Annotated in this window: 16 protein-coding genes and 3 pseudogenes; 11 read left to right on the top strand and 8 right to left on the bottom strand. The window is 57.5% G+C overall.

The annotated features are described in order from the left end of the window. Positions 1 to 59: 59 nt before the first annotated feature. The 3 genes from prfB (at position 60) to Q1A06_RS05025 (ending at position 3,505) form a co-directional block, all read left to right on the top strand. Entirely contained in the window at positions 60 to 1,184 is a 1,125-nt protein-coding gene (gene prfB / locus Q1A06_RS05035) for a peptide chain release factor 2 (RefSeq protein ID WP_299560514.1), read from the top strand. 97 nt (positions 1,185 to 1,281) lie between these two features. Next, on the top strand, positions 1,282 to 2,715 hold the full coding sequence (locus tag Q1A06_RS05030) for an amidase (RefSeq protein WP_299559471.1): 1,434 nt from the start codon (positions 1,282 to 1,284) through the stop codon (positions 2,713 to 2,715). Continuing rightward, positions 2,708 to 3,505 carry a DUF2189 domain-containing protein gene (locus Q1A06_RS05025; protein WP_299559468.1) on the top strand — a complete coding sequence of 266 codons (798 nt, stop codon included), beginning with the start codon at positions 2,708 to 2,710 and terminating at the stop codon, positions 3,503 to 3,505. Before Q1A06_RS05030 ends, Q1A06_RS05025 begins: the two co-directional genes overlap by 8 nt. A 388-nt stretch (positions 3,506 to 3,893) precedes the next feature. Here the strand turns inward: Q1A06_RS05025 and ilvN are convergent, their stop codons facing one another. After that, positions 3,894 to 4,454 carry an acetolactate synthase small subunit gene (gene ilvN / locus Q1A06_RS05020; protein WP_299559465.1) on the bottom strand — a complete coding sequence of 187 codons (561 nt, stop codon included), beginning with the start codon at positions 4,452 to 4,454 and terminating at the stop codon, positions 3,894 to 3,896. Between the two features lie 153 nt (positions 4,455 to 4,607). Here ilvN and Q1A06_RS05015 point away from each other — a divergent pair, with 153 nt between their 5' ends. Next, positions 4,608 to 4,934, top strand: a complete 327-nt coding sequence (locus tag Q1A06_RS05015) for a hypothetical protein (protein WP_299559462.1) — start codon at positions 4,608 to 4,610, stop codon at positions 4,932 to 4,934. 246 nt (positions 4,935 to 5,180) lie between these two features. Here Q1A06_RS05015 and Q1A06_RS05010 read toward each other — a convergent pair whose 3' ends face one another. Beyond that, complete coding sequence (locus tag Q1A06_RS05010; RefSeq protein ID WP_299559459.1) at positions 5,181 to 6,932, bottom strand: acetolactate synthase 3 large subunit; 1,752 nt, start codon at positions 6,930 to 6,932, stop codon at positions 5,181 to 5,183. 500 nt (positions 6,933 to 7,432) lie between these two features. Between Q1A06_RS05010 and Q1A06_RS05005 the strand changes: the two genes are divergently transcribed. Beyond that, entirely contained in the window at positions 7,433 to 7,711 is a 279-nt protein-coding gene (locus tag Q1A06_RS05005; RefSeq protein WP_299559456.1) for a hypothetical protein, read from the top strand. 102 nt (positions 7,712 to 7,813) lie between these two features. Here the strand turns inward: Q1A06_RS05005 and Q1A06_RS05000 are convergent. Next, a pseudogene (locus Q1A06_RS05000) lies at positions 7,814 to 8,416 on the bottom strand (response regulator transcription factor). Beyond that, positions 8,413 to 9,417, bottom strand: a pseudogene (locus Q1A06_RS04995) (cache domain-containing protein). Before Q1A06_RS04995 ends, Q1A06_RS05000 begins: the two co-directional pseudogenes overlap by 4 nt. 343 nt (positions 9,418 to 9,760) lie before the next feature. Between Q1A06_RS04995 and Q1A06_RS04990 the strand changes: the two are divergent. Continuing rightward, positions 9,761 to 10,049 (top strand): annotated as a pseudogene (locus Q1A06_RS04990) (TRAP transporter large permease subunit); the annotation flags it as partial. A gap of 406 nt (positions 10,050 to 10,455) precedes the next feature. Here the strand turns inward: Q1A06_RS04990 and Q1A06_RS04985 are convergent. The 4 genes from Q1A06_RS04985 to Q1A06_RS04970 all read right to left on the bottom strand — a co-directional run bounded on the left by Q1A06_RS04985 (position 10,456) and on the right by Q1A06_RS04970 (position 14,682). Further along, positions 10,456 to 10,890, bottom strand: a complete 435-nt coding sequence (locus tag Q1A06_RS04985; protein ID WP_299559453.1) for a PaaI family thioesterase — start codon at positions 10,888 to 10,890, stop codon at positions 10,456 to 10,458. A 103-nt stretch (positions 10,891 to 10,993) separates the two neighbouring features. Then, positions 10,994 to 12,169 carry an acetyl-CoA C-acyltransferase gene (locus Q1A06_RS04980; RefSeq protein ID WP_299559450.1) on the bottom strand — a complete coding sequence of 392 codons (1,176 nt, stop codon included), beginning with the start codon at positions 12,167 to 12,169 and terminating at the stop codon, positions 10,994 to 10,996. A 118-nt stretch (positions 12,170 to 12,287) separates the two neighbouring features. Beyond that, positions 12,288 to 13,454, bottom strand: coding sequence for an acyl-CoA dehydrogenase family protein (locus tag Q1A06_RS04975; RefSeq protein ID WP_299559447.1), 1,167 nt, complete (start codon positions 13,452 to 13,454; stop codon positions 12,288 to 12,290). A 13-nt stretch (positions 13,455 to 13,467) separates the two neighbouring features. Further along, on the bottom strand, positions 13,468 to 14,682 hold the full coding sequence (locus Q1A06_RS04970) for a CoA transferase (RefSeq protein ID WP_299559444.1): 1,215 nt from the start codon (positions 14,680 to 14,682) through the stop codon (positions 13,468 to 13,470). A gap of 149 nt (positions 14,683 to 14,831) precedes the next feature. Between Q1A06_RS04970 and Q1A06_RS04965 the strand changes: the two genes are divergently transcribed. The 5 genes from Q1A06_RS04965 (at position 14,832) to Q1A06_RS04945 (ending at position 21,651) form a co-directional block, all read left to right on the top strand. Continuing rightward, complete coding sequence (locus Q1A06_RS04965; RefSeq protein ID WP_299559441.1) at positions 14,832 to 15,566, top strand: IclR family transcriptional regulator C-terminal domain-containing protein; 735 nt, start codon at positions 14,832 to 14,834, stop codon at positions 15,564 to 15,566. A gap of 465 nt (positions 15,567 to 16,031) precedes the next feature. Then, entirely contained in the window at positions 16,032 to 17,654 is a 1,623-nt protein-coding gene (locus Q1A06_RS04960) for a carboxyl transferase domain-containing protein (protein WP_299559438.1), read from the top strand. Positions 17,655 to 17,660: 6 nt separating this feature from the next. After that, a complete protein-coding gene (locus Q1A06_RS04955; protein WP_299559435.1) occupies positions 17,661 to 19,649 on the top strand; it encodes a biotin carboxylase N-terminal domain-containing protein in 1,989 nt (662 codons plus the stop codon). After that, positions 19,646 to 20,797, top strand: coding sequence for a nitronate monooxygenase (locus Q1A06_RS04950; protein WP_299559432.1), 1,152 nt, complete (start codon positions 19,646 to 19,648; stop codon positions 20,795 to 20,797). Before Q1A06_RS04955 ends, Q1A06_RS04950 begins: the two co-directional genes overlap by 4 nt. Further along, on the top strand, positions 20,794 to 21,651 hold the full coding sequence (locus Q1A06_RS04945) for a TIGR03084 family metal-binding protein (RefSeq protein ID WP_299559429.1): 858 nt from the start codon (positions 20,794 to 20,796) through the stop codon (positions 21,649 to 21,651). The genes Q1A06_RS04950 and Q1A06_RS04945 overlap by 4 nt, the downstream gene beginning before the upstream one ends. Positions 21,652 to 21,664: the final 13 nt, after the last annotated feature.

Below are 21,664 nucleotides of genomic sequence, written 5' to 3'. Positions count from 1 at the left end.
TAACACATAAGGCGGCCCTTGCGATGCAGGGGCCGCAATTTATTTCGGGGCAGGACACGATGCGCGCAGAAGCACAGAATACAGCAGACCAGATCGCCAAATCGCTTGAGCTGTTGGCCCAGCGTCTGAACGTGGAGACAGCGCCCTACCGGCTGGAGGAATTCAACGCCCGCGTCGAGGACCCCAACCTGTGGAACGATCCCGAAGCCGCGCAAAAGCTGATGCGTGAGCGTCAGGCGCTGGTCGATGCAATCGACACCTATGAAGGCATCAAGGCCGATCTGCAGGACAACATAGATCTGATCGAGTTGGGCGAGATGGAAGACGACGCCGAAGTCGTCGGCGATGCGGAGAAGGCGCTGGCGGCTTTGGCCGAGAAGGCCGCGCAGAAGGAGCTTGAAGCCCTGCTCGATGGCGAGGCGGATGCGAACGATACATTTCTCGAAATCAACTCGGGCGCGGGCGGTACGGAATCGTGCGACTGGGCGTCGATGCTGGCGCGGATGTACGTCCGCTGGGCCGAAAAGAAGGGCTACAAGGTCGAGCTGCAGGCGGAGAGCGCGGGCGAAGAGGCGGGCATCAAATCCGCGACCTACAAGATCGAGGGGCACAACGCCTACGGCTGGCTCAAATCCGAATCCGGTGTGCACCGGCTGGTACGGATATCACCCTTCGACAGCGCGGCGAAGCGGCATACATCGTTTACCTCCGTGAAGGTGTACCCGGTCGTCGATGACAACATCGAGATCGAGGTGAACCCCAGCGATATCCGCATCGACACCTACCGGTCGTCCGGTGCGGGCGGCCAGCACGTCAACACCACCGATTCCGCCGTGCGGATCACGCACCACCCCACCGGGATCGTCGTGACCTCTTCGGAGAAATCACAGCACCAGAACCGCGACATCGCGATGAAGGCCCTCAAATCGCGGCTCTACCAGATGGAGTTGGACAAACGGTCCGCGCTCGTGAACGCGGCGCACGAGAATGCAGGCGATGCGGGCTGGGGCAACCAGATCCGGTCCTACGTCCTGCAACCCTATCAAATGGTCAAGGATCTGCGCACCAACTATGAGACATCCGATACCAAGGGCGTGCTCGACGGCGATCTGGATGGTCTGATGGGGGCGACGCTGGCGCTGGCGGTTTCCGGCAAGAGCCGGGCGCAGGCACAGGGCGACTGATCCGAAGTTGGAAGGCCCGGTCTGAACGCGCACCGGCGTGAAAGACCGCTACCATAGGCTATTGCGCGGCGCTGGCGTGACGTGCTTTTCTGGCTGTATGAAAATACATGAAATGGATGCGTGCGCCCAATCTGCCGCGCTCGAAAGCGGTGCAATCTCCGCCGCCGAAATGATGCAGGCGACGCTGGCACGGATCGCTGTCATCAATCCTTCTGTCAACGCAATCGTCAGCCTGCGCGATGGCGACAGGCTCATGACCGAGGCGCGCGAAGCCGACAACGCGCCGCGCAGCGGCTGGCTGCACGGGATCCCCATCGCCATCAAGGATCTTGCCAATGCGGCGGGCTTTCCCACGTCGATGGGATCGCCTCTGTTCGCGGACCATGAGGCAGAAGCCGACGATTTGCTGGTCGCACGCCTGCGCGCCGCCGGGGCCATCGTGATCGGCAAGACGAACACGCCCGAATTCGGTCTGGGTTCGCATACGTTCAATCCGGTCCACGGGGTCACGCGCAACCCCTACGACACGTCCCGCTCAGCGGGCGGATCATCGGGCGGTGCCGCAGTCGCATTGGCTACAGGCATGCTCAGCGTCGCGGACGGCTCCGACATGATGGGATCGCTGCGCAATCCGGCGGGGTGGAACAACGTCTACGGGATGCGGCCCACATGGGGCACCGTACCTGCGGAGCCTGCTGGCGATCTGTTCATGCACCAGCTTTCGACCGCCGGACCGATGGCACGGACACCGGCTGATCTTGCCGCCTTGCTGGATACGATGACCGGAGCGGATCCGCGCCAGCCCCTTAGCCGTGAGGGTGCCGATACTCTAGCAGGCATAGATCGCACGCCGAAGGCGCTGCGCATCGGCTGGCTGGGCGATTGGGACGGCGCGTTCCCCTATGCGCCGGGCATCGGCGATCTGTCGCAGTCGGCTCTCTTGCAGATGGCCGAACCGGGGCATCGCGTTGAAACTCTGAAAGCCCCGTTCAGCGCCGATGCGATCTGGCAATCCTGGACTGATCTGCGGTCTTTCGCCGTCGCGGCGGGATCGGGCGTCTACTATGACAACCCCGATCAACGATTGTTGCTCAAGCCTGCGGCCATTTGGGAGATTGAACGGGGCCGCGCAATGGATGCGGCCCGGATACAGACGGCCAGCGCGATCCGCTCTGACTGGTACCGTCGGACCGTGCGCCTGTTCGAGAGCTATGATGTGTTGGTATTGCCGTCGGCGCAGGTCTGGCCGTTTCCGGTGGAATGGGAGCATCCCCAATCCATCGAAGGCCATGCGATGGATACGTATCACCGCTGGATGCAGGTGGTGGTGCCCGCCGGGTTGATCGGGCTTCCGGTCGTCAACGTACCCGCCGGTTTCGGCGAAAACGGCCTGCCGGCGGGTCTGCAGCTGATCGGCCCGCGCGGAAGCGATGCGATGCTGTTACGGCTGGCGCAGCAATGGCACAAGGTGACGCTTTGGCCGCAAACCCGTCCTGCACCCCCGCCCCACGGAGGATACACCAATGGCTGACCTGATGATGGAGCGGGCCCACGGCGCGCCCGCCTTTGCAGCGCCGACGATTCAGACGTTCCGCCATGCACTGCGCGCAGGGTGGTCAGATTTCCGTGCCGCGCCCGCCTTTGGGGTGATCGTAGCCGCGCTGTGCCTGTTGGCGGGGTGGGGGATGACCGCACTGACCGTCTGGGCGGGGCACACGTTCTGGTTGGTGCTGGGGGTATTCGGATTTCCTCTTTTCGCGCCGTTCGCAGCACTTGGCACCTACGAAGTCTCGCGTCTGCGCAGCAGCGGCACCTACGTTACGACGCGCGATGTGTGGCGCGTCCTCTGGCAGGAACGCAACCGACAATTGCCCTGGCTGTGTGCGTTGATGATGGTGATCCTGCTGTTCTGGTTCTTTCTCGGGCACATGATTTTCGCCCTGATGTTGGGGCTCAAGCCGATGACCAACATAATGTCCTCCACGCAGGTTTTCCTGAGCGTCGACGGATTGATCATGCTTGGCCTGGGGTCCTTGGTCGGCGGCGTCTTTGCGCTCTTGCTGTTTTCGGTTTGCGTTGTCGGTCTGCCGATGCTGCTCGACCGCGAGGTTGACTATGTCACCGCCATGATCCGCTCCATCAGTGTGGTTGCGCAATATCCTATGATGATGCTGGGATGGGCGGTCTTGATCGCGTTCCTGTTGATCCTTGCGATGGTGCCTGCGTTCTTCGGGCTGCTGGTTGTGTTGCCTTGGCTTGGCCATTCATCCTGGCACGTCTATGCCGCTTTGCGCGACGGTGGGGCACTACAAACCGGTTAATGGGGGCTTTGTACGGCCTGTCGCACGCCGCACGCTGCGGCCACGTGGCCGCAGTCAGCCCGGCGAAATCGCCATGGGCGAGGAAATGTTCACCGCGCGGGGACGCGACACTGCCGGCCAGTGGTGCACGCCTGATCAGGTGTCGAAAAGCCTCGATAGACGCTCTTGCACGTGGGTGAAGGAGGTGGATCGGTGTCGCGCGCGTCGAACAGACTATGGCCGACGCACATGGCTGGAATTGGTATGGATACCCCCCGATGTTTTTCCTCAATCCAAAGGAGAGAGGGAAAAGAGTTGGAAAGCAACCGCAACGTGGGAAGAGACCCAAACTGTGTGGTGGTTGAGATCAGACGCAGGTCTTTCCCCGCGTCTGCACTATCCTTGCCGCTCAGCTGCCGCGCGAAAGTGCGGCGACACCGGTGCGGGCGACTTCAGCCAAGCCCAATGGTCGCATCAATTCAGCAAATGCGTCGATTTTGTCCGGTGCCCCGGTGATTTCGAACACGAAGCTTTCCAGCGTGCTGTCGACGACGTTGGCGCGGAAAATATCCGCGAGGCGGAGCGCCTCGACCCGCTGGTCACCTTTCCCGGTGACCTTGAGCATGGCCAGTTCACGTTCGACGCTGGCCCCCTCGACGGTCAGATCGTGAACCTCGCGCACCGAAATGATCCGACCCAACTGGGCCTTGATCTGCTCGATAACCTGTGGCGTCCCGGTTGTCACGATGGTGATGCGGCTGAGGTGGCCGGTATGATCGACTTCGGCCACGGTCAGGCTGTCGATGTTATAACCACGCCCCGAGAACAGCCCGATAACCCGTGCCAGAACGCCCGGCTCGTTCTCCACGAGAACGGCAAGTGTATGGCGTTCTTCGACGTCGGAAAAATTGGGACGCAGGTTGTAGGCGGAGTGGCTGGTGGCACCTTTTTTGATTTTCAGGGCAGACATATGGTGGCCTTTCGTAGTGTGGGGACCGCAAGAAATCGGCAAATCTGACGTCTATCGGGGGCACGGACGGAACTCGTGGCACCGTACGGGGGTTTCTCTGCAGAGCCGCGAAAGAGTGATTTGGCTAGCGGCGATGAACAGGAGGAATGACCAATGACGTTGAAGAGATCCATGGCACGCGCCGCAGCCCTCGCAACCATTGCGATCGCAGCGCCTGCGTTTGCTGAAGAAGACTGGGATCGTGATGGTGACGGCGGATATAGCGAAGCGGAGTTCGGTGAAGGATATGGAGCATCCGGTCTGTTTGGACGCTGGGACGAGGATGGTGACGGTACGATCAATGACGCAGAGTTCGTGCGCGGCAATTTCAAACGGTATGACACTGATGGTGACGGAACCATCGACAAGATGGAGCGCGAAGGCGCGGATCGCGAATACGACCGTGAAGTCGCGCGCGAAGGCGAGGAAGACGACGATTGAACGTATACGTTAGTTCGAATTGATCGTATCGGCCGCTGCTGGTACCCGGAATTTTCGAAAATTCCGGATCGAATTATTTGAATAATTCGGCTTAGTGGTGAAGCGTCCCGGCGAGATCCGCCGGGGGCTTTCTTCATTCTACCGATCATAGCACAGCTTCCTTATTGCTATCAGCCATGTCAGCGGTTTTCCGTCTGGTAGGCGAAATGTCCGTACGCGCGGTAAAGTCGAAGAACCAAGCGGATCTCAAACCAGCACCTTTCCTTCAGCGTCGATCGCTGTCGAGGTATCTACCTCGCCCATGATCATCTCGTTATGAGCTTTGCCCGATGGTATCATAGGAAAGCAATTTTCGTGTTTCTCGACGAGGCAGTCGAACAGCACAGGGCCTTGATGCTGAAGCATCTCCATGATTGCGTCGTCCAGATCATCGGGATCCGAACAGATGATACCCTTGGCGCCGAATGCTTCTGCCAGCTTAACAAAATCAGGCAGGCTTTCGGACCAGCTTTGCGAATAGCGCTCGCCGTGCAGCAACTCTTGCCACTGACGCACCATGCCAAGGCGTTCGTTGTTGAGGATGAACTGCTTGACCGGCAGGTTATATTGCATCGCCGTGCCTAGTTCCTGCATGTTCATCAGCCATGACGCTTCGCCCGCCACGTTGATCACGAGGCTGTCGGGATGTGCCATCTGAACGCCGATGGAGGCGGGAAACCCATAGCCCATGGTTCCAAGCCCACCAGAGGTCATCCAACGGTTTGGATTATCGAAATTGAGGTACTGCGCGGCCCACATCTGGTGCTGTCCGACCTCGGTACAGATATAGCGGTCGTGATCCTTGGTGAGTGCTTCAAGCCGCGCCACCGCATGTTGCGGCTTGATCGTCTTGCCCTTCTGGGTAAATTTCAAACAGTCAACCGCGCGCCATTCCTCGATCTTCTTCCACCATTTCACGATGGCTTCCGAATTGGTTTTACGACCGCGCGATTTCCAGACCTTGAGTAGATCCTCAAGCACATGACCGACATCGCCCATAATGGGAATGTCGACGCGGATCACCTTGTTGATCGAAGAGGGGTCGATGTCGATATGCGCCTTTTTGCTATTGGGACTGAATTTTTCGACGACGCCCGTAATACGGTCATCGAAGCGCGCCCCAACATTGATCATCAGATCACAGTCGTGCATCGCCATGTTCGCCTCGTAGAGACCGTGCATTCCCAGCATGCCGAGCCATTTGTCGCCTGACGCGGGATAAGCGCCGAGACCCATCAATGTCGATGTGATCGGGAAACCGGTCGCCTCGACCAATTCACGCAACAACTGGCTGGCGCCCGGACCGGAATTGATCACCCCGCCACCGGTATAGAACACCGGACGCTTGGCTTTCTCGATGGCATCAACAAGTTCGACAATCGCTTCCATGTCGCCCTTGAGTTGGGGTTGGTAGTGCGACACGGACGGAGTCTTCGGGGCATAGGTACCGCTGGCGAACTGAACGTCCTTGGGGATGTCCACGAGCACCGGACCCGGGCGCCCGTGCGTGGCGACATGGAATGCTTCGTGGATTATCGAAGACAGTCTGTCCGTTTCCTTCACCAACCAATTATGTTTGGTGCAGGGGCGTGTGATGCCGATGGTATCCGCCTCCTGGAACGCGTCCGACCCGATCATGAAAGTCGGCACCTGTCCGGTCAGGACCACAATCGGGACGCTGTCCAGAAGCGCGTCCGTCAGACCCGTCACCGCGTTCGTGGCACCGGGACCGGATGTCACCAGCGCCACACCGGGTTTACCGGTCGAGCGGGCGTACCCTTCGGCAGCGTGCACGGCCCCCTGTTCGTGGCGCACCAGCACATGCCGGATATGGTTTTGCTGGAAAATCTCGTCGTAGATCGGCAGGACAGCACCGCCGGGATACCCGAATACGGTATCGACGCCCTGGTCAATCAGGGCTTGAACGATCATTTTCGCTCCGGTCATCTGGCGTGTCATCGTGCTGGTCCTTCTCTTGGCTTCCAGTTTCTCGTTTGGCCCATACCGAGCCGGCGCAATCGTCAGAGTGCCACCGCTGTGTTGTTTGACCGTCGCATAAAAAAGCCCCCGAGAATGTCGGGGGCGCATGGTGTCGGAAAGGGACTACCGTCACCGGCCCATGCGCGCGTTTCCTACGATGACGACCAGGCAAGGCATTGGTCCAATACTCCTTCGATTACGAGGCGACATTATGTTCGTGATCTAGAGGCGTCAACCGGCAATGGGCCAAAAAATGTGTCCCTGCAGTTCTAAATGGAGAAATTTTGTTGCGTGCGGAAGGTTGAAAATGAAATTTCGGCAAAATTCGGGGAAGGTCTGCGGTAGTATCGCAGCAAAACAGCGCCATTTTCTGAACATGAATCGCTTTCGGGAAAATTAATTGTGCAAAACCGCGAACCATTTCCTTCTGCGGCAGTTGGTCACACGAACTGAAAAGTGATTAGCTGGAAGGATAAGAGATGAAAACCGGACCCATTGTTGCCGGCGTTGCAATTGTTGCGATCGTAGCGCTTGCGGCCATTTACATGGTCGATGTGGATCAGACAGAGGAGGGAAGTATGCCCGACGTGGATGTATCCGTTGAAGACGGCAATCTGCCCGAGTACGATGCGGAAGTCGGTAGCGTCAATGTCACCGAAGAAGAGGTGGATGTGGAAGTTCCCGAAGTGGATGTCACGACCGAAGAAAAAACAATCACCGTTCCCTCACTTGACGTCAGCCCGCCCGCGAACGACTGAAACGAACGACTGAAAACTCGGATCAGCCCCTTTCCCTTGCAAAAGGGGAAGGGGCCATCTGTACATCTAAAGATCGACGCCGGTTCCTTGAAGAACACCATGCTACAGCGCATATCGCGTCAAACCGGCGGTAGACGAGATGCCAAGCTTGCTTTTGATGTTCTTCCGATGCGTCTCAACCGTCCTCACAGATATCTCTAGGGCGTGAGCGACCTGTTTGTGCGATTGGTTCTGCACAAGTTAAAGCAATATTGTCTGCTCCCGGTCCGTCAGCACCTCGCGCACAGCTATCCTTGAGTGCCAAAGACCCTTTGGCGCCGGTGCAAAGATAACTATCCCGTTGTATCACTGTGTTGATTGCCGGGTTGATCTCGTCGGTCGGGACATCCTTGAGGATATTTCCCATCGCACCGTGGTTGAGCGCGGATGAAGTGTATTCGGGAGTGTCGTGCATGGACAGGTCGCTATATGGGTGCCGGGACGTCCCTCCAGCACGATTTCGGTCGCCGAGAGGCCGCCGATATCCGGCATGTTAAGGTCCATCAGGATCACGTCAGGATCGAGCGTATCGAGTTGTTCTATGACATTACGACTGTTGTTCAGTGCATCCACCACCACATCATCGTCGCTTTCAAGAATGCTCTGGATACCTTCGGCAACCATCGGATGATCGTCAACAATGGCGATGCGCAGCTTGTAGGTCATGCGGCGGACTTTCTGCTGTCTGCACCGCCGGGGTCGGGGGGCAGCATGTGGGTTAGGGGGGCTATTGCCTTGATCTCTACACCTTTGCCTACCGCGGGTCGCAATTGCGAGCTGCCGCCGAGCTGTTCCATGCGCTCTTGCATGTTGCGCTGGCCCAACCCCGGGGTACCGCCCCGCAATTCGAACCCCATTGTCGGTAATGCGCATCGTCGCCCCCCGTACGGTAGCCGTCGAGGTCAATCGCCACATCGCTTGCGCCCGCATGGCGTTCGATATTGGTCAGCGCCTCCTGCGCGATCCGGTACAGCGCGATCTTCGCCTCGTTATCGAGCCGGTTGCGGAACACCACGCTGTTATAGCTGACATCTATACCCGTGCGTGCGGCAAACTCGTCCGCCAGTGTCTTGAGCGCGGGCCCGAGACCGAGATCGTTGAGGATACCGGGGCGCAGATCGCGGCTGATCCGGCGAACTTCGGAAATGGCCTGCGCAAGAGCGGTGATGCCTTTGGCTAGAGGTTCGGCGGCGGCGACATCTGCGAGCACGTCGTCGATGAGCACACCGGTACCGACCACCCACCGCCAGGACGGAACGAGGTTACATAGCTGATCATCTGCGCTTGCTCACCGGTGAAGGATTTGGGCCACATAGGTGTGATAGCCCGCACCGGCGCGCGCGATTTCGATCAGGGTGTCGACCACGGGGGGTGCCTTCGTGATCATAGACAAAGAACTGACCCTCCTCGCCGTAAATCCTCGCCGACAGAATCTGAGCGACGCGCGCTTTAGCCACTTCGTCGTTCGGGGCGGCGGACCCGTAGATAAAGTAGAAACTGTTAGGGGCGTGCGTGACTTAATTGCGCAACTCGGCCTTTGTCGCTTCGGTAAGCTGTTGTTCAAGGGCGTTTATTTCCCGTTCAGCCAACGCGCGCGACTGTGTCGCGACCAACAGGGCAATGGCAGCTACCGCCAGAACCAGCGGGACGGAAGTGAGAAGCGCCAACTTTTTCGCACAGGGAAATTGCGGAACGAAGAATGGTAGTCAGATCGACGAATCGATACGGCGCATTCCGTTCGGAACCAAAGGCTATGCGTCCGGCGCAGCCTGAAGGTGCATCGCAGATTTTTCGCACACCTTTATATTGAAATTGGAGCATCGCGTGGGCGGGAAAGCACGGGTTGTTGCAAACAGACATCGTCGTCTCCGCAGTTGTCAGTATTTTCAAACGACGCGCCATCGTTAGGGTGACGCCACTTGAAACGACCTGCACGGACCAAATCGCGCGGGCGTACATTTCCGAAAGGATACCTTATGGCTCGCCGTTCATTTATGAAGAAATCTGCGCTTGGCGGCTTCGACCGGTATCGTGGGCGCGACCGTTGTAGCGATGGGTCTGTTGGCGCTGCCCACAATACTGCGCAATAACTATTCGCCTGAAATCGCCACGGGCCTGATCGGCGCATCCGGCACGCTGGGGCAGATCATTCCGCCCTCTATCGTGATCGTTCTGCTCGGCTAACTTGCGGGTGATCTGTACGCCGCCGCGCAGGAGGCACGCGCGGCGGCTGCGGGTTGCGCTAACCTATCTGGGCGAACAGGCGGTCGTTTCCGTGGGCACGCTGTTCCAGGCGGCATTTAGTCACCGATGTTCAAAACGCTCGAAAGTCCAACTTTATTAGACGACGGACAACCCCGACATGGCCGTCCTCGTTTGTGGATCATCGCAGACCGACCTTGGCTTATTGATGCCCTCGGGGGCGGTGACATCATCAGAGCCAGGTGAATACCCGAAGGTCGATCCGCTGCCCTGCAATCCGCCCTTTTCATCCATGACTTAGAGCCTGCGGCAAACCCTCAGCGGTTCAGTTCTTGCGAACGATAGCGACAGGGATGCTGTTCTAAACGCGATCCAGTTTATTGGATTGATCTTGAAACCAATCTTATCGCGCATCAGATTATGATCATCCATCGGCGAAATCTGGTGTTATAACTGCCGCGCCCAGCCCGTATTCGACCGGTAGTCAGGCACAAGTACCTCTATTAGCCATCATCCTTGGTGGCTGGTTTGTTCCATTTCTTCGCGCCGATGCTGCGGAATACGCCGACAGCCTTAGCGAGCAGTTTTTTGGTTTCATCACGCAACTCGGCCTCACATACTACGGATGTTTTTCCACCCCCAAGGACGTGACCCGTACATATCACCCGACCGGGAGTGCAGGGGGCAAGGTAACTGATGTTCATCGAGACTGTAACAATTGAGATCTTTCGATCCTGATCGAAAAACGTCGCCGCTGTGCGACCTGCCGCCGTATCAAGAAGCGTTGCGACTATGCCGCCATGCGCAATCCCGTGACCGTTGAGATGCCGCTCATCGACTTGCAGGCTTATAATAGCATCTCCATCCGGGTTGCTCCGTTCGATTTCATAGCCGATGGTCGTTTTGGCGTTTACTTCTGCCATTGCATCTTCGCTCATGACCGATCCTCGTCGCGTAATGACAGCAATGCGGCTTCGCCGAAAAGGTATCCTGCAGTGTTCGGTTGGCGGGCAGAGCGATGTATCCTAAAATCGGGAAACATCAAAAAATCTCAATCAACGCTGCGGCGCCTTGGCCCCCGCCGACACACATGGATACGACCCCCCACTTGGCACTTCGCCGGCGGCCTTCCAGCAAGATATGCTGCGTCATGCGCGCACCCGACATTCCAAAGGGATGGCCGATGGCGATAGCGCCGCCGTTCACGTTGTATTTTTCCGGGTCGATTCCCAGTTTGTCACGGCAATAGAGGCACTGGCTGGCAAAGGCCTCGTTCAATTCCCAAAGGTCGATATCATCTACCTTCAGGTTTTGTCGTTCCAACAGCCGGGGGATCGCAAAGACAGGGCCAATACCCATTTCGTCAGGGGCGCATCCGGCAACGGCGAACCCGCGCACGGTGCCTAACGGGACCAAGCCCTCTCGGGTCGCAATTTCCTCTGACACGACGACCAGTGCCGCCGCCCCATCCGACAACTGCGATGCGTTTCCTGCCGTTATATAGTTGCCCGGACCGCGCACCGGATCGAGACTGGCCAGTGCTTCATAGGTTGTTCCCGGCCGGTTGCACTCGTCAGCGTCAAACCGAACGGTTTCGATCCGCTGTTCCGCAGTTTCACGGTTGGTTACCGATCGCTCAACTGTAATGGGGACGATTTCGTCTGCAAAAAGGTTGGCTTCCTGCGCGCGGGCCATACGTTTTTGAGATTCGAACGCGTAACGATCCTGCGCCTCACGATCGATGCCATAGCGTTCAGCCACAATGTCTGCGGTTTCGATCATCGGCATGTAAAGTTCGGGGCGATGGGTTTCAATCCATTCTTCCCGGGGGTGGCGCGGGGGCGGCTGGTTCAGACTGATGCTTTCAAGCCCGCCGGTCAGGACTGCCGCAGCCCCTTGTTGCCGCACCATCTCTGAGCCGATGACCAGCGCCTGCAGGCCGGACGAACAAAACCGATTTACCGTCATCCCCGCGATCTCGTCGGGAAGGCCTGCCCGGATGACGATCTGACGACCGATGTTCCCGCCGGTCACATGCTCTGGGTGGCCAACGCCCCAGACGCTGTCTTCGATCAAGGCGGGGTCAATACCGGCGCGCTCTACAGCGATGGACGCAACATGACCACCCATAGTCGCGCCATGGGTCTGATTCAACGCGCCACGCGCCGCTTTTCCAATTGGGGTTCGCGCCAAAGATACAATAACTGGAAGACTCATGTTTCTATCCTTTTCGTTGCGACCGGTCCGATGACGTCAGGGGCCGGGACGATCTGCCAATGTAGGTTGTCCCTCGGAGTGGGCCATCCGCCGATGACCTCTTGTCTCCGACAGCAGCTCAGTAAGATTTGGGCTGGCCGAGTTCTTTTTCTGCGATGAAGCTCAGGGCGAGTTCGCGGCTGACGGGGGCGATCCGGGGGATCAGCGACTCCCGCAGGAACCGCTCCACATGGAATTCCTTGGCATAGCCAAATCCGCCATGGGTCATGACCGCCGTCTGGCATGCATTGTACCCGGCTTCACCGGCAAGGTATTTAGCTGCATTCGCAGCCACGCCTACCGACTTACCATTGTCGTAGCTCCATGCAGCGGACATGACCATCAGCCAAGCGGCTTCAAGCTCTGACCAGCATTTGGCCAACGGATGCTGAATGGCCTGATTTTGTCCGATGGGGCGGTTAAAAACCACACGTTCGGCGGCGTATTTTGAAGCATGCCTTAGCGCGGCGTTGCCTAAACCGATGGCCTCCGAGGCAATCAGAACCCGTTCGGGGTTCATCCCGTGCAGAATATACTCGAACCCTCGGCCTTCTTCTCCAATTCTGTCTTCTTCCGGAATTTCGTAGTCCTCGAAGAACAATTCGTTGGAATCGACAGCCTTGCGCCCCATCTTGTCGATTTCCTTGATCTTAACACGGGTGCGGTCGAGCTTGGTGTAGAACAGGCTGAGGCCCTCTGCCGGTCTCTTGATCTTGTCCAGCGGCGTTGTTCTGGCCAACAGCAGGATCCGGTCAGCCACCTGGGCGGTAGATATCCAGATCTTCTGACCATTGACGATATAGCGATCGCCATCGCGAACAGCGCGCACCTTCAACTGCGTGGTATTCAGCCCGGCGTCGGGCTCGGTCACGCCGAAACAGGCTTTTTCTTTTCCTTCTGCCATTGGTCGCAACATGCGCTGTTTCTGTTCTTCGGTGCCGAAGACGGCGACGGGGTTGAGCCCAAAGATGTTGATATGCACAGCAGAGGCTGCCGACATTCCTCCACCTGACGCTGCGATTGTTCGCATCATGATGGCCGCCTCGGTAATCCCGAGCCCTGAACCACCGTAGGCTTGCGGGATACAGATGCCCAGCCAACCCGCATCGGCCAGACTATTATAAAAATCATCGGGGAAACCGCCGGTTCTGTCCTTTTCCAGCCAGTAGTTTTCGTCAAAGCGTGTGCAAATCGCGGCGACCGCATCACGGATGGCGTGTTGTTCTTCCGTCATGGAGAAATCCATCTAGTGTTCCTTCCTATGCTTCAATCGTTTCATCTGGCTCCAACCAACCGCCAGTATCGGCCAATTCCTGCAATTCCTCAGTGCTGAACCCAGCCTCGCTCAGAATCTGGTGACCGTCTTGCCCCTGTCTGGGAACCGGCTGCGAGGGGGTGGCCGGTGTGCGGTAAAACTGCGTTGGCACCTTCATCTCGCGCAGGCGGCCTTCGCTCGGATGGTCGGTAAATTGAAAGAAATCGGTCGCTTGCATATGAGGGTCGTTCAATATTCCCTCGATGTCGTTCATCGGCATGGCCGGAATATCGGCTTGCCCGAAAACCTCCAGCCATTCGGCGGTGGTGCGCTGAGACAGAAGGTCCGACAACGTCCTGTAGACCTCGTCGAGGTGCTCCATGCGTGCATTGAACGTGGCAAAGCGATGATCATTCTCGATCAGATCGCTGCGCTCGATTGCCATAAAAAACCGTCGCCAGTGCGCGTCGGTGTAGAGCAACGCGCAGATGTAGCCGTCACTGGTTTGGTAGGGGCGCCGCTCAGGTGACAATTGTCTGTGATAGCCGCCGCGATCCAGCGGTGGATCATAGCTTTGGCCGCCTAGATGATCCGACAGGATAAAGCTTGCCATACATTCGAACATTGGTATGTCAATCCGTTGGCCCTGGCCGGAAGAACTACGTTCGTGAATCCCCGCCAATATTGCTGACAGGGCAAACAGCCCAACAACCCTGTCGCTGATCGCCGTTGGAACGTAGTGCGGCTCCGCCGACCCTGCGCGTTGAAACAGATAAGGCAGCGCAGCAGCGCCCTGGATCAGATCGTCGTAGGCGGGATAGGCGGCGTAGGGCCCATCCTGTGAATAGCCAAACATGCCCGCATAGATGATGCGCGGGTTGTGCGCTGAGACCTCTTCGTAGGACAAGCCAAGGCGCGCCATGGCAGCGGGGCGGATATTGTAGACCAGTACATCGGCTCGCTCGGCAAGGCGCAACAAAGCCTTCAATCCCTCGGGCGTTTTCAGATCCAGTGTAATTGAGCGCTTTGAGCGGTTGGAATTTAGAAAAAGAGGGCCCATTCCGCTGTTCCGGCTGGGACCGACCTGCCGGACAACATCGCCTCCCGGAGCCTCGACCTTAATCACATCTGCGCCGAAATCGCCCAGAAACTGCGTCGTATAAGGGCCCATGACTACGGACGTCATGTCCAGCACGCGCAATCCTTCCAGTGGCCCCATTTACCTCACCCCTTCATTTGTTCACATTTCTGCATAATAAATCTTCAAATATGGATTACATGGGGCAAGAAAGGCAGTCAACAGCATTCAACATTTGCGCTGAGAATCTGATAGTGATACATATATATGGATTTAAAGAGGGGGCGTGTGTGGCTCAGGTACGTCAGATTTCGAACGCGCTGGATGTGCTTGAGTTCTATGCTCAAGTGGGAAGGCCAGCGGGCTTGAAGGAGCTTTCCGAACATTTCGGTTGGCCCCGGTCGAGTACTTTCAACGTGATCGATACCTTGGTTGAGCGGGGCTTCCTATATGAACCCCGCACCAGAGCTGGTTTTTATCCAACACCTCGCTGGCTGAGTTTGTCGCAAGAGATATCAACTGCGGAACCTCTACCGGACGAAGTTTTCGAACTTGTTCGCACAGTTTCCGAGCAGATGGGCGAAACGACATGGGTAGCCGCGCCCAGCGGTCAGAACGCGATAATGCTGAGCGTTGCGAACTCACCGCAACCGATCCGCTATGTCGCGGAACCAGGAAAGCGTGTACCAATCCATGCAACCGCAACGGGCCATGCGCTGATGTCCTTGATGTCACCGCAGCAACGTGAATCGCTGCTGAAGCGTGCCATGTTCGTGAAGTACGGTTCCGGCACTCCGTTGAATGCCGCTGAAGTCGAGAACAGGATTACAGAGGGCGTCGAACGAGGCTGGTTCGTCAGCGCATCCAATTTCAGTCCTGATCTGGGCGGGATCTCGATGGCTTTGCCTGTTTTTGGGCGCCATCTCGCTTTTACAGTTGCGGGACCGATGTTCAGGTTTGAAGGAAATGCCTTGCGGATTGCCGAGGCCATGCGGGTCGCGATCGACAAAATCATACCAAAGTAAAGGCAGCGCGGCGCTGCTTCTTGAAGTTGGCGCGGCTTCTTACGATTGAGAGGGCGCTCGGTGGTGTCGCTCAAATCCGGCGCGTCCTGTCCCAAAACTATCAAATTGTAGGTCCCTGTTATCTGCAGGCGGAGCCGGCGCGGGCACCGCCGGATATGCAGTGCGCACACGAGTTTTATTGCATCTGTGCGCGGCAGTTCCGTTGCACGCTGAAATACCTCGTCCGCAAGATCCGACTACCTCCTCCGAGCACAGGTACATATATCTGGATCAAAAATGGCATATTATCCAGATGTGTGAAATTATTGTTGACAGGTAGGTACTGATGCATGACTGTATCAGAGACGCTAACGATAAATCACAGTCGTGGATCACCGCTGGCGTGGGAGGAGCGGTCCTGAAAAGGATCCGCGAGGTAACCCGGTTCGCGCTTGTGACGGGGCCTGATTGCTTGAGGGGGGGGACATGCCAGTTTTTACTTCGCGCATCGACGTGAGCTCAGAGGCTTTTGCCAATGATCGCAGCGATATGCTTGCGCTTGTTGATCGCGTACATACTTTGAAGGATCGGTCGTCTCAGGCGTCAGAACGTCGACGCGCAGTGTTTGAAGAGCGCGGGCAACTGACTCCCCGTGAACGTATTGCGCGGCTGCTGGACCCCGGATTGCCATTTCTCGAATTGTTCGGAATGGCCAACTATCTTATCGATACCTCTGACCCCGAGAAATCGCTGCCCGGTGCCAATACAATTGCCGGGATTGGGTTTGTCAGCGGTACGCGTTGCATGATCTATGCAAGTGACAGCGGAATTAACGCCGGTGCCGGCACCCCAAAGACAGGGGAAAAACTGCGTAACTGTCTGGACATCGCGCTCGACAAGAAGTTGCCGTTTCTGCATTTGGTGGAAAGCGCGGGTGCCAACCTGCTTGAATACCGAGTTGCCGGTTGGGCATGGGGAGGCGGCGCGTTTCGACGTCTTGCGCAACTAAGCGCGGCCGGCGTTCCATCCTTTGCGGTTCTGCACGGTCCGTCGACGGCGGGCGGGGCATACTATCCGGGTCTTTCGGACTATGTTATTGCGGTCAAAGGGCGTGGCCGGGCCTCATTGGGCGGTGCGGCGTTGGTCCGCGCGGCTACAGGCGAAGTCGCTGACGAAGAAGAGTTGGCGGGCGCTCAGATGCATGCTGAGATTTCAGGTGTCGTGGAGCATTTGGTCGAAGACGATGCTCATGCGATGGCTAAACTCCGCCAGTTGGTTGCGCGGCTTGATTGGAACCGAAATTGCGCCGCGCCCGCGCAGGGCAACTACGCACCTCCGCACTATTCACCCGAAGAGTTGGCGGGCGTGGTGCCGGTCGATTACCGCAAGGCCTACGACACCCGCGAAGTAATGGCGCGCTTGGCAGATGGTTCGGATCTGGATCAATTCAAGCCCGATTTCGGACCCAGCTTGGTCTGCATCCAGACATCCGTGATGGGGCATGCCGTTGGTATGATAGGCAATAACGGTCCCATCGACCCAAACGGGGCGGCCAAGGCGGCTCAGTTCATGCAATTGTGCGATCAAGCGGACATGCCGCTGGTTTTCCTAAATAACATCACCGGTTACATGGTCGGTAAGGATTACGAACAAGCTGGCATGATCAAGCACGGGTCAAAAATGATCCAGGCAGTATCGAATGTTCGTGTGCCAAAGATCACCTTTTATATTGGAGCCAGTTTCGGGGCGGGGAATTACGGCATGTCGGGTTTTGCCTACGAGCCTGATTTCCTTTTTGCCTGGCCTAATTCGCGTTCCGGCGTGATGGGCGGCGAGCAGGCGGCGACCACGATGGATATGGTGGCGCGCGGCAGCGCGGCGCGTAAGGGTTTTGAGGTGGACGAGGCGAAGCTGAGTGAGCGTAAAGCAGCTCTTTTGGCGCATTTCGAGCAACAGGAAAGCGCCTTTTACACCTCGGGGCAAATGCTCGACATGGGCATAGTTGACCCGCGCGACACGCGTAAAATCATCGGTTTCGCATTGGACACCTGCCGCGAGGCCCGCGGACGTGAAGTCCGCACCAACACTTTCGGTATCGGGCGGATGTGAGGAAATATGCGTACGTTTAAGACACTACTGATAGCAAACCGCGGCGAAATCGCTTGTCGGATAATGCGCACCGCAAGCAGGCTCGGATACCGGACTGTTGCCGTTCACTCTGATGTTGACGCACAGGCGCCCCATGCTCAGATGGCCGATGTCTCGGTCGAGATCGGGCCCGCACCTGCTGCGCAATCCTATCTGGATATTGAGCGCATCATAGCCGCGGCGCATGAAACAGGCGCAGATGCGATCCATCCCGGATATGGCTTTCTGTCTGAGAATGCAGAGTTCGCGAAGCGCTGCGCCGAAGAGGATATCGTCTTTGTCGGGCCCAAGCCAAGGTCAATTGATCTGATGGGCAATAAGGCAGCAGCAAAACGGCTCATGATTGATGCCGATGTGCCGTGTGTTCCCGGCTATCAGGGCGAGGATCAATCCGACGAGACCCTGATCCGCGAGGCCACGGCTGTAGGCTTTCCGCTTATGATCAAGGCTGCTGCCGGGGGCGGTGGCAAGGGTATGCGTTTGATTCACTCAGTCGATCATCTGGAAGCTGGCCTGCTTGCCGCAAGGTCCGAAGCGCGCAATTCCTTTGGGTCGGGTGAACTGATCCTGGAGCGGGCCATCATCAATCCTCGGCATATCGAAATCCAAGTATTCGGAGATCAGGCCGGCGATATCATCCATATGGGCGAACGGGATTGCTCGGTGCAGCGCCGTCACCAAAAGATCCTGGAGGAATCGCCGTCGCCGATCATGACGCCGGACCTGCGTGAGCGCATGGGGCAAGCCGCAGTGGCAGCGGCTCGTACCGTGGATTACCAAGGCGCTGGCACGGTCGAATTTCTTTTAGGTGCCGATGGCGAGTTCTATTTCCTGGAAATGAACACGCGCTTGCAGGTCGAACACCCTGTGACGGAAGAAGTGACTGGGCTTGATTTGGTTGAACTTCAACTGCGCGTCGCGCAAGGGCTCCCCTTGGGTATTTCGCAAGAGCAAATCGCCCTCAGTGGCCATGCCATCGAGGCCCGGCTCTATGCTGAGGATGCGGCGAATGATTTTATGCCAGCGACTGGCAAGATCGAAATTTGGGTAGCGCCGGAAGGTGATGGAATACGCTGCGATGACGGGTTGAAAACCGGGCTGGAGGTGTCTCCCCACTACGATCCAATGCTCGCAAAAATTATCGGCATAGGACCAGATAGGGAAGCGGCGCGCCTGAATCTTATCAAGGCGCTAAACCAGACCGTTCTGATTGGCCCAAAGGTCAACCGTGATTTTCTTGTTCGTTCGCTTGAGCGCCCGGCCTTTATCGCAGGCAAGGCTACGACCAGTTTCATCTCGGAAGAGTTCGCCGAAGGGTTTGCCGAACTGATACCTACATCAGAGCAAATCGCGGTTGGTGCTGTTCTGCTATACGGCGCACAACGTAAGGCTGCTCGGCAACAAGCGCTGACTATACCTGAGGAATTGCTGAATTGGTCCTCGGGACCGCCTCTTGTTACCAATTACTTGTTGGCCGGGAAAAAGGTTTCCGTCACGCCAAAGGAAAATGGGTACCGGGTTGTCGTCGATGAGGATGTGATTGCCTTGGCGGATGTGTCCGAGGACAGCCACAGTGCGCGTTTCCGGATTGGCAACGTATTAGAGCGGGCGACCTTTCTCGCTCACCCAAGCAGTATCAACCTCATCTTTGAAGACGGAGAATTTGATTTCCACGACGGCTATGCGGACTCTGCGGAAGGCAGTTCGGCAGGTGGCGACGGAATGATCGAAGCACCGATGCACGGTACCGTTATCGAAATTCTCGTGGAACCAAACCAACAAGTCGACCACGGACAGCGTCTGGCGGTGATGGAAGCAATGAAGATGCAACATGACATCATTGCGCCCGCCGCAGGCCGCGTTACCGCAATCCATTGCAGCGTGGCTGCCCAAGTGGCGGCCAATTCTTTGATGATCGAACTCGATTTGGAACTTAACTCAGGAGTAGAAGAATGAACAACGATCTGTGCAAGCGTTTCGGAATTGATTTTCCTCTGTTCGCCTTCAGCCACTGTCGCGACGTCGTCGTCGAGGTGTCAAAGGCCGGAGGGATGGGAGTCTTGGGGGTTGTCCGTTTCTCACCAGAAGAGCTTGAGACCGAATTGAAATGGATCGACGACCACATCGACGGGAAACCCTATGGTGTTGATCTGATCGTTCCCAACAAGATGGACGGCCGTGACGAGGACCCAGCCGCCGATGAAATTCTCAGCAGGATTCCCGAAGAACACAAGGCCTTCACCGACGAGTTGATGCGCAAGTTCAATGTCGACCCATCCGATGTTGGGGACGACGCCCGCAGGGAGACGATGTATCTGAGTGAGAACGCGCGCGTCGCCGGGGCGGAACGGGCGATGGATGTCGCTTTTTCCCACCCGATTGCGATGATTGCAAACGCGCTTGGTGTTCCACCACAGAGTATGCTCGACAAGGCCAAGGAACATGGTGTTCCGGTTGCGGCGTTGGTCGGCACAAAAGAACACGCAGTGGCTCAGGTCAACGCTGGCGTCGATCTCATAATCGCAGCCGGGACCGAAGCAGGTGGCCATTGTGGTGAAATCGGAACGATGGTTCTGGTTCCCGATGTCGTCGAGGCAGTCGAAAAGATCTCAGATGTGCCCGTCCTCGCCGCAGGAGGTATTGTTCAGGGTCGGCAGATGGCGGCGGCCATGTCGATGGGGGCTTCCGGCGCTTGGTGTGGGTCTGTTTGGCTGACGACAACAGAGGCGGAAAACTCGCCCGCGATCAAGGAAAAGCTGTTGGCGGCCGGTACGCGGGACACGGTGCGCTCCCGTGCGCGAACTGGCAAGTATTCGCGCCAACTGCGGTCCGCATGGACCGATGCCTGGGAAAGCGCTGATGCCCCGGAAAAACTGCCGCTTCCGCTTCAGAACGTTCTTGTTACCGCGCCGTTGCGCAAAGTCGAAAAGCTCGCGACTGGCGGTCATGAGGGGGCGAAAGAACTCAACACCTACTTCGTGGGTCAAGGGGTCGGCATGATGAACGAGGTACAGTCCGCGAGGCAAACGGTTCAGGCCTTTCGGGATGACTTCCTCGCTGCTTACGAGCGTTTGCATAATGCGCTTGAGGGAGACGATGCGTGAGCTCCGAAACCACCGGATTTACGACCACCAGCGATGCTCTCTACCAGTTGATCAAATCAGCCGGTGGAGAGGTCTTCGAGCGGCAAACCCAATTCAAGGGGTGGAATGTGGATAACATTGTCCAACATCTCCACTTCTTCAACAACGCGGCCTATCTATCGCTGACGGACGAAGAGGCTTTTGACGCCTATTATGAAAGTCTGAATGCACGCCGCCGTGGCGGCGAAACGCTGATAGAAGCAACGGATCATGAGCTTGAGGGCAGTCGCGGGGACCTCCTTTTGGAGCGGTGGCGCGAAGGTTATCAACGCGTTGGCGCAGCCTTCTCCGCGGCGGACCCGAAGATGCGAGTGAAATGGGTCGGACCGGACATGAGCGCGAGGTCTTCGGTCTCGGCACGTATGATGGAGACATGGGCTCATGCGCAGGCGGTCTATGATCTGCTAGGTGTTTCGCGTCAAGACAATGGCGCCCACCTCAGGTCGATTGCCTACTTGGGTATCAATACCTTTGGCTGGTCCTTTCGCAACCGCAAGAAGCCGGTGCCGGAACCGAGCCCGTATGTGGTGCTTTCCGGCCCGTCGGGGTCGGTGTGGACGTGGAACGAACCGTCAGATGCGGATCGGATAGAAGGCGCGGCAGTCGAATTTTGTCAGGTGGTGACCCAGACACGCAATGTCGCTGACACGGCGCTTGAGCTGCATGGCGATACCGCAAAGCGCTGGATGAATATCGCCCAATGTTTTGCTGGCCCGCCACGCACGCCACCACCGCCCGGAACTCGCGGGCCCAATGCCCCTTCGTGGCAAGGACCACCACGCGACACAATGGTCTCGAGTAGCGTGCGAAATTGAGGATGGGAGAGAC

It is taken from the genome of uncultured Sulfitobacter sp. (assembly GCF_947497275.1).
Lineage (GTDB): Bacteria > Pseudomonadota > Alphaproteobacteria > Rhodobacterales > Rhodobacteraceae > Sulfitobacter.
The sequence above is the reverse complement of the archived record's forward strand: the minus strand, read 5'-3'. Positions and strand labels throughout refer to the sequence as shown.